The sequence below is a fragment of the Mesorhizobium sp. M0923 genome, from assembly GCF_040319365.1.
GTDB lineage: Bacteria > Pseudomonadota > Alphaproteobacteria > Rhizobiales > Rhizobiaceae > Mesorhizobium.
On record NZ_JAMYNW010000030.1, the window covers coordinates 24,958 to 38,366 of the forward strand.

A 13,409-nucleotide genomic window follows, 5' to 3' on the forward strand; every position below is an offset into this window, starting at 1 on the left:
ACCGGCGCGGGGCTCTTCTCAAGAAGGGGCGGCGAAAACTCGCCCCCCACTCTTCGCCCGTCCCCAAAACGATCTCGCTCGCCGATCCTCGCCTTCGCTTGTCCGTAGCGAAACGAGGATCATCATGGACGACGAAAACGAACGCGCGGCCCGTGCCAAGAAGGGCAGTCCGTTTCTCAACACCGCGCAGGCCGCCTTCTATATCGGGCTGTCCCAGCGCACGCTGGAGAAGATGCGGCTCAAAGGCGGTGGCCCGCAATTCCGCAAGCACGGCCGCTATGTTCGGTATCACATCGACGAGCTCGACGACTGGTCGAAAGGGCGCGCGCAGGAGACCAGGCCCGAGGATGGCGGCCACGATTCCGGCTCGGCCGGTGCGGGAGGCCGCTCATGAGCCGGCGTCCCACTATCCGTCTGATCGGCAGCCATCTGCGGCGCGTTCGGGCGCGCAAGACGATCGCCGTGGCCACAATAGGCCTCGGCCTGATCGGCTTCGCCGCTTTCGACAACCCATCGCCCTGGCTGGTCTGGAACGCCTCGGCCAGTGCGCCGGTCGGCCTCTATCGCGTCGCGTCCGGATCGCCGGCTCGTGGCGATCTCGTGCTCGTCCGCCCGCCAAAACCGGTCGCCGATCTCGCCGCCGAACGCTTCTTCCTGCCCAGCAACGTGCCGCTGGTCAAGCGCCTTGCCGCGCTGCCTGGCGAGCATGTCTGCGCCTTCGGCGACGCCATCATCATCGGCGGCGAAATTGTCGCGCGCCGGCTGGCAACCGACACGCAGCACCGTCCGCTGCCTTGGTGGAATGCCTGCCGCAAGCTCGCCGCCGCCGAGGTTTTCCTGCTCGGCAACGATAGAAACCGCTCCTTCGACAGCCGCTATTTCGGGCCGGTGCCGGCCGAAAATATTGCCGGGAGGCTCGTGCCGCTATGGACCGAGTAACCCTCCTGATGCTGGGCATGGTCGCGATAGCGCCATGCGCCTGTTCCGCCGCGACCGACGCTCAGCCGGCCGCCATCTCCCGTGGTCCGCAGCTGGCAAGATGGCAGCCCTTGGTAGCCGAAGCAAGCCGGCGTTTCAGCATTCCACAGCCCTGGATTTATGCCGTCATGGATGCCGAAAGCCGGGGGCAGACAAAGCTGAATGGACGGCCGATCGCGTCACACGCCGGCGCCATTGGCCTCATGCAGGTGATGCCCGGCACCTACGAGGAGATGCGCGCAGAGCTTGGCCTGGGGGCCGATCCGCACGACCCTCGCGACAACATTCTGGCAGGCACTGCCTATCTGCGCGCCATGTATGACCGCTTCGGCTTTCCCGGCCTGTTTGCCGCCTATAACGCTGGGCCGGACCGTTACGAACAGCATTTGCAGCGTGGGCGACCGCTGCCCAGCGAGACGGTTTCGTATCTGGAAGAGCTCAAGGCTGCGGGGATCTCCGCCGCTGACATGGACGCGTTCACCGGCAAATCCCGTTCCGGAAAAGCGCCGGAAATCCCGTCCGGGCAGTCGCTGTTTTTCCTGCGAAACGGTGTTTCCGCGACCGATCCGAATGGCCAAATTGTGGTGCCGCTCGGATCGGAGCGAGCAAGGTCAGGCCGGCCGGATCGCAGGTGAGGGCAGGGGTGCCGTGGGTCGGGCGGGGCAGGGAGGCAGGTCCGCGGAAGGCAAGATAAAGGCATCGCCTCCTGGAGGCGGCGAAGTCTTTGTCTGCACATCGTTTTTCACGGAGGCTGCCTTCAGCGTCAGGAGAGCTTCTGCCGACAAACCTCTGATTTTGCTTAAGATCACTAGGAGGCTCAATGCAGGATGAAGAGTTCAAGCCGAGCCTGGGCAAAATCGGATCGCGCGGCTCGAAGGCAGGCAAGCGTTTCGCCGGCCAGATCCGCGCCGCGATCAACCGAGCCGGCGGCGGCAGCGGTCGCCGTGGCCGCTTCATCGGAAGCCGGGCGGGGCGCGGCGGGGCTGCTGCCGCCGTTCTCAGAGCGCGCGACCCCCACGCGGCGTTTCGGCAGCGGCGCGCCGTCGTCAAGGCCCGTATCGTCAAGCTGGCCGGCAAGGGTGTTGACGGGGCACGTGCACACCTTCGCTACCTCCAGCGCGACGGCGTGACCCGCGAAGGCGAGCCTGGCGAGCTCTATAGCGCCGACAGCGACCGCGTCGATGGAAAGGCCTTCATCGATCGTGCCGATGGCGACCGGCATCAGTTCCGCTTCATCGTCGCCCCTGAAGACGGCATCGAGTATGATGACCTGAAGCCGCTCACGCGGCGCCTCATGGCGCAGATGGAAGAAGACCTCGGCACCAGGCTCGACTGGGTTGCCGTCGATCATTTCAACACTGGTCATCCGCATACCCATATTATCGTCCGCGGCAGGGACGACCGCGGCGAAAATCTTGTCATCGCGCGAGACTACATCTCGTCTGGAATCCGTGAACGGGCGGCCGAGCTGGTCAGCCTCGACCTTGGCCCGAGAACGGACCGCGAGATCGAGCAACGCCTGCGCCAGGAAATGGAGCGGGAACGCTTCACCAGCATCGATCGGCAGCTGCTCCGCCTGCGCGACGATGACGGGCATGTCTCACCGGCCAGCCGAGACACGTTTCGCCAGACGCTGCACCAGGGGCGCCTGCGTAAGCTCGAGCGGATGGGTCTGGCTGAGGAAGTCGGCTCGGGCCGCTGGCGCCTTGATGGCGAGCTTGAAGCGACGCTGCGCCGCATCGGCGAGCGGGGCGACATCATCAAGACCATGCACCGCGAACTGACCGGCAAGGGGCTCGCCCGCAGTGTCGCCGACTATGTTGTCCATGATCGTTCTGCAGAGCAGATGCAGCCTGTCGTCGGCCGCATCATTGCGCGCGGCCTGGCCGACGAAATCACTGACCGCCATTACCTCGTCGTCGACGGCGTGGACGGCAAAAGCCACTATGTTGATATCGGCAAAGGCGAGGCCACCCAACCGACGCCAGAGGGCTGCATAGTGCGGGTCACGCCGAGCGACACCGGGCCAAGGCGAGTCGACCGCACAATTGCCGAGATCGCCACAGCCCATGACGGGCGCTACAGCATCGATATCCATCTCAAGCATGACCCGTCGGCCACCGAACGCTTTGCCGAAACGCACGTGCGGCGACTGGAGGCGATCCGCCGGGCGACCGGTGGTGTCGAGCGCGAGCCGGACGGCACATGGACTATCGCGCCGGACCATCTCGACCGCGTCGCGGGCTACGAGCGTCAGCGAGCGAGGGCCGAGCCTGTTGTCGTCGACAAGCTCTCATCAATGCTGCTGGAGAGCCAAGTCAGCTTCGACGGCGCCACCTGGATCGACCAGGAGCTCGTATCAGCTCATCCTGAGCCCTTGCGTGACTCTGGGTTCGGTCGCGAAGTACGTCAGGTCCAGGCCCGTCGACAGCAGTGGCTGATCGCGCAAGGTCTCGCGCATGAAGCCCAGGATCGGGTCATCTATCGCGCGAACATGCTTTCGATGCTGCGCCAACGCGAGTTGAACCGCGTGGCCGGCCAGTTGTCGAACGAACTCGGTCTGCCCTATTCTGAAGCCCAGAGTGGAGATCGAATAGAAGGCACGCTCCGCCGCTCCGTCGAGCTCGCCGGCGGAAAATACGCTGTCATCGAGAAATCGCGCGAGTTCACGCTGGTGCCATGGCGGCCGGTGCTTGAGCATCATATCGGCAAGGAGGTTTCCGGCGTCGTGCGTGCAGAGGGGATTTCATGGACCATCGGCCGGCAGAGAAGCGGACCAAGCATTTCGTGACATGGCTACACAACTTCTTTTGCCCGCGTTGAAACAGGTACTCAGTCCGGACGGAGTTCGCCTGCTAATTGCCCGCGGCATTGATCTCGCGAGGGATAAATGGCTGGTCGTGCAAGACTTATCGTTCGCTCTACAAAATGCGCCGCGATGATTCATCGTGTTCCATGATTCTGAGCCAAAACCCTCCTGCGCCACCACGGCACTCTTCCCGGTGCCACGGAAGCCGCGCCGACGCGGCGGTGCCGGCCTGGTTGCACAGGGCTGCCCCCGACCCAAACAGTTGCGGCGCATTGAGGACATTGCAATCACTGACGGTGCAGCCATCGGCGCGCTCGATGAGATGGTCCGCCAGCTAGAGAGGTGGGCTGGCGCCTGGTGACAGCGCCTAGGGCTTTCGGCGGCCGTGGTACGGCGAAGCAGGCTCGCGGCGTCGAGGATGAAGCCGCACTTCGCGATGTTCTTCTGCTCACACGACCGGGAGACAAGGTCGACCCCGCGGGCCGGATGCTGTTGACCGGGCGTGAACTGGCAGCCCATCCCGCTGAGGATCTTCTAACGGGAGAAACCTCGCTGCGGTGGGGAAGATTTCGATCGTCGCCCGCGACGACGAGGCGGTCAGCGACCTGACCAGACGAGCTCGGCAGCTTTCCGCTGCGGCATGGTGACCGGCGCGATCATGGCCGCCGAATGAGATCGCTTCGAACGCACCGTCGGATGCTGGCTCGCCGACGCTTTACTGGCGCAGCGCCTGGGAGGGGCACGAGATTCCGGTAGAGACCAGATGCACCTGGGAGGCGCGAACGTCCTCCAGGCCGAGCCGGTCCGGCGAGCGGTCGAATATCGCGAAAACTTGGCCACCGCGTGCACGTAGGATCGCTGGGTGGCCGGCGACAGATTGCGGATCGTCATGTCCTCGATCATGCGTCGGCGAAGAGGGCTCAACTCGGCCATCTCAAACTCTCAAACTCCTGTTCTCAAGATTGCGCTTCAACAGCCGCAATCCTTCAAAACAGAAGCGTCATCCGCAAACCCACGCACCAAATGACGCGTCAGCGGCTTCGTTCAATCCCTTTATGGGTCCGGATCCTAGCAGGTTGTGACCATTGCTGTGGCAATGCAGCAGTCCTGGATGGCTGCATCAAATAAGTTCCAAGATGCCCCGGGCGCGCTTCCACCGGACCACCTGGACGCTGCAGTTAAATGCACAAATCCACGCGCGTGCTGAAGCATCGTGAAAAATTCATGGATTATGACCCGATCCAATTTCGGTCGATCAATCAGCGCCCTTCGCCGGGGCTGTCGGTCCGCATCGCGCCTGACAGCGGCGCTATGCTGGCGCTCCCATGGCCGCCCTGTTGAATCGCTTTCTCCAGCACCGAACTGAATTGGTCCCGCTGGCGAACATTTCGATGCTTCCGCCTTGTAGGCCTTCTTTGTTGCGGCCGCCTCTGCGGCACGGCTGCGCCGACGTGAACGTGCTTGGCGGCACGTTTTGTCAGGGAGGGGAAAGAGGCGCGCGGCCCTCTCCCAGCAAGCCGCCGCTGGCGGATTCCTCCGTCTGCCCGCTGCGCTCCCTGCAGACCGGGGAGACCCTTCCGCCCCCCTTGCTCCCGCTGCTCGCCGCGATGCAGGGGACAGGCGACCTGAACCCGTGCCCAAGCCGATCTGATGGCCGCAGAGGCGGTGGGGCTGGACATGGGCCCGTGGTGGACATACGTGCCACACAAATCCTCATGCTCGCCTAACCGGCTGCAACGTATGGCAATCCGGGCAGACCCGACGAAAGAAGGAGTAGGTCTCGGCCATTCCCGTGTCCGAACCCAGAAAAGTTACTGGTTCCTTACGGGCGCGATACAAAGGGCACAGGCTGGACTTGGCTGCCGGGGGCGGGGCTTGTCGACCGCTCAATCGAAAGTGAGAGACGAGGAGGAGAATCACCGACCTGCAGAGCGGCAAGGCGCTCGCCTACTTCCCTGTCAGTCACCGTTAGCCGATGGTTTAGACGAAGATAGTCCGTCCATGTCGGCGTGCGGAATGTCTCGGTCCAAAGAGTCGAGTTCTGAAGATCGCGCTGGAGGGTCCAGTCCCGCGCACCGGCACGGCTCTGAACGCGCCGCCTTTCGCGCATGCAGCTCAGAAATTCCTCGATATTCTCCTCGGGTATCGAGTACTCCACCTTGATCACGATCGGGCCGCTCCTGGGCTTCAAATCGAGGGCCAGTTCTGGTGGCCTGAAGTCGAAGGCCCCTTGATCCGATTCCTCCCATAGGCGGACCGGCAATAGCTTTCCCACAGCTGCAACCAGCAACAGCGCCGCTGCAGCACCTTCCAAAGCCCACGTCAGGGAATAGTTCTGCGCGACAGCACCCCAGATCCAGCTGCCCGCTGCCATGCCGCCGTAGGTCAGGGCGTAATAGATCGACAGGGTGCGACCAACGACCCACCTTGGGCTTGCCAACTGCACACACACGTCGGTTCCGGTCCAGGTGACAACCCAGCCTGCGCCAGCGATTGCAAGCGCGATCGCTGCTACAGCCACCGATGATGTGAGAGCCAGTAAAAGGCAACACGTTGCGCAAGCAACGGACGCGAACGTGATCAATCGATTTTGGGACGTGATGCGTCGCAAGTAGCTATTGCCAATGCCCGCGATGAAGGCGCCTGTGCCGAAGCCGGCCAACAGGACGCCGTAAACAATTGGCCCCCCCGCCAGTTGGTCGCGAACCAGGAGGGGGAGCAGAGCAAGGATCGAGATGCTTGACAGCCCGAACAGGGTTGCACGCACGATCGCCACTCTGATCTCCGAGGAGATTGCCGTGAAGCGCATGCCATCATGAATGGCCGTCGTCATCCGCTCGCGCGGAAGAGGCGAAGAGCGAACTTGCCACTTGGAGCGCAGTACAGCGCTCAACGGGACCAGGTCGGTCAGCGCAGCGAAGGCGAAAGCCGTAAGGGGGCCCAGCAAAGCCAAAATTACACCGCCAAGCGCCGGTCCTATGCTTCGAACCACGTTGTACCCCACCGACATCAGCGTCACTGCAGCGGGTATGTCGCGCTTTTCCAGGATGTCGCCGACCGAGGCGTGCCAGGCTGGATCATTCAAGGCAAAGCCGCATCCCGCCAAGAAACTCAGTCCCAAGATCAGCCATGGACTGACAAAGCCCAGTCCAACAGAGAGAGCCAGCGCCGTGGATGCCAGTGCGATCAGGCAATGTCCGGCAAGCATCACGCCGCGGCGGCTGAAGCTGTCTGCAATCGCTCCAGCAAGGATCGACAAGAAGAAGGCGGGCAGTGTCGATGCAGCCTGCACGAGCGCAACCATCAGATCGGAGGCTGAAATCGTTGCCATAAGCCAGCTTATAGCCACGCTCTGCACCAGCCAGCCAAGGCTGGATATCTGCGTGGCTGTCCAGATCGAACGAAAGACCGGATTCTGAAGAGGGATCAGTGTGTTTGCCGCAAAGGGCGGGGAATCTTGACGCCGCATGACTTCTCACCTCCACCACGTAGTTCTTTCGCTCACTCACTTGCTGACAGCGGTGCGCTTACGCACAGCTGCGTCACAACCAAGTTCCGATATCGCGCTCGCAACAAAGTAGATGTCGCATCCACGGTGCTGATGCGCGATGAGTGTGCCAGTTGGGCGTCAGCTGGTCTGGGTCGCGCAGCCCGATGGGGTGCGGTCTGCCCTGCGACTCTTGGCCTTGGACGGTGCTACCGCCCCGATGGCCGGGTTGTCAAACTGCCACGGTGCTAGCAGCGCCCATCCCATCCTGACAGGCATGAGCGTACGACGCAGCGCATCGCTGGTATCGGAGGCGGGTGCAAGATCAAGGGTGGCATCGTCTTGACAAGTACGAGCTGGTGGACGCCTTCGCCCGACCTATCACATCGGCGATTTATGGGGCCGCCGTTCAACTCGTTGGTCTATGCACAAAAAACATAATACGCTTCAAAAGACGTTTCGTGTCGGCGCAGGCGCCGAGGAGGGCGGAAGCCTTCACCATCGTCATCCCGCCACCGAACGTCACTGGCTCGCTGCACATGGGCCATGCGCTCAACAACACGCTGCAGGACATTCTGGTGCGCTTCGAGCGCATGCGCGGCAAGAACGTGCTGTGGCAGCCCGGCATGGATCACGCCGGCATCGCCACGCAGATGGTGGTCGAGCGCCAGCTTATGGAGAAGCAGATCCACCGCCGTGACCTGACGCGCGACGAGTTCATTGAGAAAGTCTGGGAGTGGAAAGCCGAATCCGGCGGCGCGATCTTCAACCAGTTGAATCGGCTGGGGCCTCGGCCGACTGGAGCCGAGAACGTTTCACCATGGACGAGGGCCTGTCCAGGGCGGTGCTCGAAGTGTTCGTCACGCTCTACAAGGAAAGGCCTGATCTACAAGGACAAGCGCTTGTCAACTGGGACCCGAAGCTCTTGACCGCGAGTCCGACCTTGAGGTCGAACAGCAGGAGGTCAACGGCAATCTCTGGCATTTCCGCTACCCCGTCGAGGGCGAGGTTTTGGATCCGGAAAATCCTAAAACCTTCATCACCGTGGCGACGACCCGCCCGGAGACGATGCTGGGCGATATGGCGGTCGGCGGTGCATCCCGACGACGAGCGTTTCCGGCATCTTGTCGGCAAGAACCTCATCCTCTGCCGATCGTCGGCCGCAGGATCGCGGTGGTGGCGGACGAGTATTCTGATCCGGAGAAAGGCAGCCGCGCGGTCAAGATCACGCCGGCGCACGACTTCAACGAATTTGAGGTCGGCAGGCGCCATAAGTTGCCGGCGATCAATATTCTCACCATAGAGGGGCGGTCACCCTCACGGACAATGACGACTGTCTCGCCGGGCTGGAGGTGGCGCCGTAGCGCCATGCGGTCCGGGACGAGCTCGACGGTCTGACGCTTACATCTCGCCGAACTGGTCCAAGCAAGCATGAATTCCATAACCAGGCGCCGACGTGGAACTATCTCGTCGTCCACGCCCACGGACGCATCACTGTCCGGGATGATGAGCGCTATGTGCGCCGTAACGTGGCGAAGCTCACTCACATGCATGAAGCCTCGCAGCCTGCCCCGTGGAAGATGGGCGACGCGCCGAAGGACTTCATTGACACGATGGTGAAGGCGATCGTCGCCCTGGAAATCGAGATCACCAGCCTGGTTGGTAAATCAAAACTCAGCCAGAACAAAGAGGTGCGCGACATTCAGAACGCTGGTGAAATGCTGAATGCCCGAGGCGTCAATGGGATGGGAGAAGCGATGCTCGCGGTTGCGGCGGCCAAATCCCAATAGCAACTATCTTGTCCCGACAAGCCGCTGGTGCTGGATTTCCAACGGGTGACCTTGAGAGACAAATGCTTCGGCTCGCCGGAAACGTGACCAGCATCTGACCACCCGCTATGCGGCAGATGGACAAGAACTCAGGCCGCCATCGCCAGCCACATCCGCAATGCCGCCGGATCGATGGAAGCTGCTTACCCCGCCAGTCTCTCCGGTCATGCCGCCTGCGTCGTTAATACCTTGAACAGCAGCCTGGCGGTTAAACCGCCTTGCGTGTTCGGTATGGCGGCACAGCGGTTTGGAGATCGGCGAACGCCACGCCCCACGGTAGCGATGCCTCGCATGACCAAGCAGCGGCATGTGCGGCAGGCTTGCACCCGCTTCAGATGCGAGACGGGTCAAGACAATCATCCTGCACAACGCCACGCGGCGGTGAGCCGGTTTCGAAAAGGGCCGGCCCCGGCCGTTCATACAAGTGGAGTTGGGGGCGCGGGGCCGGATCAAGCCTATCGCGTTGGACCCGCCGGGACCGCGCGTACATCATCCCGGCAACGCCAGGCGCTCGCCTCGCGTCATGCGGGCTTCGGCTTGGCGCGCCGAATGTCTGGACCGGCATCGCGGAGCAATGGCGCACCAGTCTACGACATGGTGCGTAGTCGCCATGCTGCCCCTGGCCAGATCGTAGATGACCTCGGCTTGTTCGCCATGGCGAGCCGAAGCACGTTGACGGCCGTGCCGGGTGATGCGCCGTCCCAGACTATCATCCCAAAATCGGCGCGCGCTATCTCCCGGTCTTTGGCGGCGTAGATCCAGTATCCTCTAGCACCTTCAGGAGACGGGACCCGGTAGGCAGCCCAGTCGCCCAGATCATTGCGGGGTTCCTTGGCCGCATGGAAGACCCCGACATGTTTGTAGCCGTAGCCCGCGAGCAGGCCCTGCGCCTCGGCATCGGCTCCAGACGCGTCGCCAATCAGCACGCCGTGCACGGCAACAACGATTGGGCGGATCCGAGCGATGGCAGGTTCCGTCAGCTCAAATATCTCGCGTGAACCCCCTATGAATATCATCGACATCATGACTTTCCCTTCTCTCCAGGGCTCCCTCGCTCTGACCGCCGTCTCCCTCTGGCCCTGCGTGAGGGGTCACCCGAACGCCGAGACGGCGAAGCCGGCTCGGGGAGCGGCGGGACGCCGCAACTAGAGCCCGGTCGGCGGCAGGCCGGCGCGCAGACCTGCCGCTTCCGGAGGCGCTACGCGCGCGGAGCTAGTGGCCTTTGTCGGCCAGCCAGAGGCTCACGTCCTGGATCGAGCGCATGAGGACCGACGGATTGTCCCGCGCGGGAATGAAGCCCCAGCTCTGCCAGTAGCGCTCTGCCTCGGCGTCGATCGCCCGCACCACCACCGCGCGGCCGCCGACGATGTCGGCGCCGGCGACGCAGCGATACAGCGCGTCCTTGACCAAGCCGCTACCGACGCCTTGTCCGGCATAGCGGTGGTCGATGGCGAGTTGTCCGATCAGCAGGCAGGGGATCGGATCGGGCGGGCGTCCGGTGCGGATGGCGCGCGGTGCGCTATTTGGCTGGATCACGCCCGGCGCGAGGCCGTAATACCCGACGACTGTTCCCTCGTCGTGAACGACCAGGACGCGGGTAAACCCGCGGGCCTGGTTCGTTCGCGCGAAGCCGGCCAGCCAAGCATTGAGCGCCGGCTTGCCGCAATCGAAGCTGTCGAGGCGGTGTGCGTGGTCGAGGAGTTCGATGCCTGAAAGCGCCACCTAGCGGTCCCAGGGCGGGGACCGACGCAGCCGCTCGGCCGCCTTCGCCGGGGGCGCAGCGGCCGGGGCTGAGATCGCCTGCATGAAGGCGTCATAGGCTTCCGGGGACACGCGGATGACGGTTTCGTTGAGGATGGCCGCCTGCGCCTCGTGCAGCGCGGCGCGCCGCATGAACTCCGTGCGCGACAGGCCGAGCAGCTCCGCGCCGCGGTCGATGATGGTGAGATCATCGTCGCGAAACCGCATCGAGACAGGTGCTTCCTTCCTGGTGGGTGTGGTGGCCATGGCGCGCTCCTGTGCTGCGGACGTATATACGTTAGTGTAACGCGGAACGCAATACTACGTTCCCTGGCGACGTCTCGTGGCGGATGGTCTCAGGATTTCTCGCCGCATCGGTTCTTCTCGGCTTCTCGCCCCAGTCGCCATTGCCGCAACCCAGAGCAAGGTGGCTTTGGTCAGCTCCGGCGGATCAATTACGGCTTAGAAAGCGCATTTGTTTTTGGCGGCCGGATGAGCGGGTCCAGAAGCGAAGTCGCTGCCATGACTGTCGCCGGACGAGCCCCGGCTATCCCGAAGCTGTTGAACATCTGACGCGATGGCGACTTTCGGGCCGTCACGCCACAAAGGAGGAACGGCTATGAAGCCTGGGCGGCGGCACTTTCATTCTCAGGCGCCGCTCTATGCCACCTGTCGGCCAATGTGACATCGCCACTGCGGTCCTTCGAACAAGTCGATTCGATTCTGAATTTCGGCCTTTAGATGATTGTAGCGATTGAATCAGCGACAAGGGCTGGGCAATCGCGGTTGTGGTGACCGCGAGCCACTAAGTTTGTGCCGTACCCTTACAATGATTCATCAAGGCGTTTACCTCGGCAATCACGAGATCCGGCGTGATGTCGAACTTGCATCGGACTTTGACCGGACAATGCCGCACTTGGTCCAGACCACATCCGCGACATTCAATAACACTCATAAGCATGCTGACCAAGGGACCTCGAAACCCCCAAATCTCCGGTAGATGTGACGCCGTGAAAATGCCGATAGTAGGGCGGCCAAGCTGGGCAGCGACATGGCCGGTGCCCGAATTGTTCGAAACGACGAGGGCGGCCGAATTCACGAGACAATTGAATTCCAATTCTGACAAGTCGACAGCCGTCCGAATGTTCGCGGCCCCACGTTCCCTAGCTATCTTCGCAACCTCCTCAAGCGCTTCCAGGCATTCGCCACGGCCAACGAGGACCACCTCACCACGGGTCGAAAGAGCAGCGACAACTTTGCCAAAACTTTCAATCGGCCAATCTCGCAGGCTGGAATTGGAGAACGGAGCCACGACAATCGGGGCATTGCCTGTAGTCGAATTCTGTGGGTGACCCGCTCCGCTTTCGAAATAGGCAGCTGCCTTTGCGACCAGAAAGAGGAGGATTTCTGACACATGCTGGAGACGCACCTGCTTACGGTCAATGAACCAATCAAGCCATCTACGGGGGATTTTGTTAGCAAGCCCTATTTTTTGGACCAGCTTGTAGAAAATGGTTCTGCGCAGTTTCAGATTGAATGGCGCTATCGCAATATCGATCTGATGCATGCTGTACGGATCAACTATCGCCGCACGGTGCCTGGCGGGAACTTCAAGCAAGATCGGCCTTGTTTCTTCCGGAACACGCATATCAATGGCAAGATCAAACTCGCCGGTCAGCAGCGGCCTTATGTCCGCGGCTTCTTTGCGCGTTTTGACTTTTGGGTTGCGAGGAAAAAAGTCAAAAGCAACGTGATCGTCGGCGAGGTCGAACTGTTTTGCAGTAGCGATGTTCCAGCTTCCCACCACCAGCGTAATGTGGGCATGCGCAAAACGCTGACGAAGGTCCTTTAGAGGCCCTAGAGACATCCAAAAGTCGCCGACATGATCAAGCTTGAGGACCAAAATTCTCATCCTTGCGCTTGACTGTTCCGGCTCTTCCCAGCTGCGGTATATAATTTGATTGCCGTCGTGCTTTGTAAAATATGCCATTGCCATTCCGAAAATTATACGGTCAACACTGATAGCCCAGTGACGCGTGTGTAGGTTGGAGTGCTCCCCACTTTGTCCGCGTCTCCGCAAGAATTCTGCCATCAGATCCAAGCCGCGCTCCAGCAGGAGCTGTTGGGCGAAGTCTGCATCTCTAGCGATGGTAGCGCGCCAAGAAAGCCAGCTATGTCCCGACCCGCAATGTGAAGGGCTTCGTCACGGTCTCGCATGCAGTGAGTTCGGCAACGCCGAGTAGACGGTGATCGCCAAGCCGCCGTCCCCAGATCTCGGAGCATAACGGCAGTGGCCTCGCTCTTTGGTCGATGCTGATCCTGAATGCGACCGTCGCCGCCGGCGACGACATCGCCGGCCGCATTGACCGTCTCGGGCACGCCCTGTCGCTGTGGTCCCGCATCACGGTCGCTAGCAAGGACCCGCCGCAGCCGCTTTTTTCTGCGCGTCCGGTCGTCCAAGGTGAAGTGGACGAATCAACCCTGTGATGAAGTCGACTGCCTGCCAGCGGTGAGGTGGCAGGCGGCATCGATGAACACCATTATTCGCCGAGCTTGGATAGCGGCA

12 protein-coding genes and 2 pseudogenes are annotated in these 13,409 nt (G+C 61.9%); 8 read left to right on the forward strand and 6 right to left on the reverse strand.

The features are described from left to right. The first annotated feature begins 124 nt into the window (after positions 1 to 124). The 4 genes from NKH89_RS32035 (at position 125) to rlxS (ending at position 3,769) form a co-directional block, all read left to right on the forward strand. Entirely contained in the window at positions 125 to 394 is a 270-nt protein-coding gene (locus NKH89_RS32035; protein ID WP_352468501.1) for a helix-turn-helix transcriptional regulator, read from the forward strand. Next, the gene (gene lepB, locus NKH89_RS32040) at positions 391 to 939 is read left to right on the forward strand and encodes a signal peptidase I (RefSeq protein ID WP_352911274.1); all 549 of its coding nucleotides are present in this window, start codon (positions 391 to 393) and stop codon (positions 937 to 939) included. Before NKH89_RS32035 ends, lepB begins: the two co-directional genes overlap by 4 nt. Further along, positions 927 to 1,613: a lytic transglycosylase domain-containing protein gene (locus NKH89_RS32045; RefSeq protein ID WP_352911277.1), complete on the forward strand. Its 687-nt coding sequence runs from the start codon at positions 927 to 929 to the stop codon at positions 1,611 to 1,613. Before lepB ends, NKH89_RS32045 begins: the two co-directional genes overlap by 13 nt. A 185-nt stretch (positions 1,614 to 1,798) precedes the next feature. Next, a complete protein-coding gene (gene rlxS / locus NKH89_RS32050) occupies positions 1,799 to 3,769 on the forward strand; it encodes a relaxase/mobilization nuclease RlxS (RefSeq protein ID WP_352911279.1) in 1,971 nt (656 codons plus the stop codon). 751 nt (positions 3,770 to 4,520) lie between these two features. Here rlxS and NKH89_RS32055 read toward each other — a convergent pair. Together NKH89_RS32055 and NKH89_RS32060 are read right to left on the reverse strand one after the other, a co-directional pair. Then, a pseudogene (locus NKH89_RS32055) lies at positions 4,521 to 4,720 on the reverse strand (phage integrase N-terminal SAM-like domain-containing protein); the annotation flags it as partial. Between the two features lie 889 nt (positions 4,721 to 5,609). After that, complete coding sequence (locus NKH89_RS32060; RefSeq protein ID WP_352684151.1) at positions 5,610 to 7,256, reverse strand: MFS transporter; 1,647 nt, start codon at positions 7,254 to 7,256, stop codon at positions 5,610 to 5,612. Positions 7,257 to 7,735: 479 nt separating this feature from the next. Here NKH89_RS32060 and NKH89_RS35905 point away from each other — a divergent pair. The 3 genes and pseudogenes from NKH89_RS35905 to NKH89_RS32070 all read left to right on the forward strand — a co-directional run. Then, positions 7,736 to 8,172: pseudogene (locus tag NKH89_RS35905) on the forward strand (class I tRNA ligase family protein); the annotation flags it as partial. Between the two features lie 113 nt (positions 8,173 to 8,285). Beyond that, positions 8,286 to 8,672, forward strand: a complete 387-nt coding sequence (locus NKH89_RS35910) for a hypothetical protein (protein WP_502896970.1) — start codon at positions 8,286 to 8,288, stop codon at positions 8,670 to 8,672. Continuing rightward, complete coding sequence (locus tag NKH89_RS32070) at positions 8,669 to 9,064, forward strand: FMN-binding negative transcriptional regulator (RefSeq protein ID WP_352453596.1); 396 nt, start codon at positions 8,669 to 8,671, stop codon at positions 9,062 to 9,064. The genes NKH89_RS35910 and NKH89_RS32070 overlap by 4 nt, the downstream gene beginning before the upstream one ends. Before the next feature lie 626 nt (positions 9,065 to 9,690). On the opposite strand, the gene NKH89_RS32075 is transcribed toward NKH89_RS32070, so the two are convergent. From NKH89_RS32075 to NKH89_RS32090, 4 genes are all read right to left on the reverse strand, one after another. After that, positions 9,691 to 10,125, reverse strand: a complete 435-nt coding sequence (locus tag NKH89_RS32075) for a hypothetical protein (protein WP_352911285.1) — start codon at positions 10,123 to 10,125, stop codon at positions 9,691 to 9,693. Between the two features lie 190 nt (positions 10,126 to 10,315). Then, positions 10,316 to 10,825: a GNAT family N-acetyltransferase gene (locus NKH89_RS32080; protein ID WP_352835552.1), complete on the reverse strand. Its 510-nt coding sequence runs from the start codon at positions 10,823 to 10,825 to the stop codon at positions 10,316 to 10,318. Then, positions 10,826 to 11,110 carry a type II toxin-antitoxin system TacA family antitoxin gene (locus NKH89_RS32085; protein ID WP_352453587.1) on the reverse strand — a complete coding sequence of 95 codons (285 nt, stop codon included), beginning with the start codon at positions 11,108 to 11,110 and terminating at the stop codon, positions 10,826 to 10,828. 538 nt (positions 11,111 to 11,648) lie between these two features. Further along, entirely contained in the window at positions 11,649 to 12,833 is a 1,185-nt protein-coding gene (locus tag NKH89_RS32090) for a glycosyltransferase family 9 protein (protein WP_352791170.1), read from the reverse strand. Positions 12,834 to 13,153: 320 nt separating this feature from the next. Here NKH89_RS32090 and NKH89_RS32095 point away from each other — a divergent pair, with 320 nt between their 5' ends. Continuing rightward, entirely contained in the window at positions 13,154 to 13,330 is a 177-nt protein-coding gene (locus NKH89_RS32095) for a hypothetical protein (protein ID WP_352911289.1), read from the forward strand. Positions 13,331 to 13,409 lie beyond the last annotated feature (79 nt).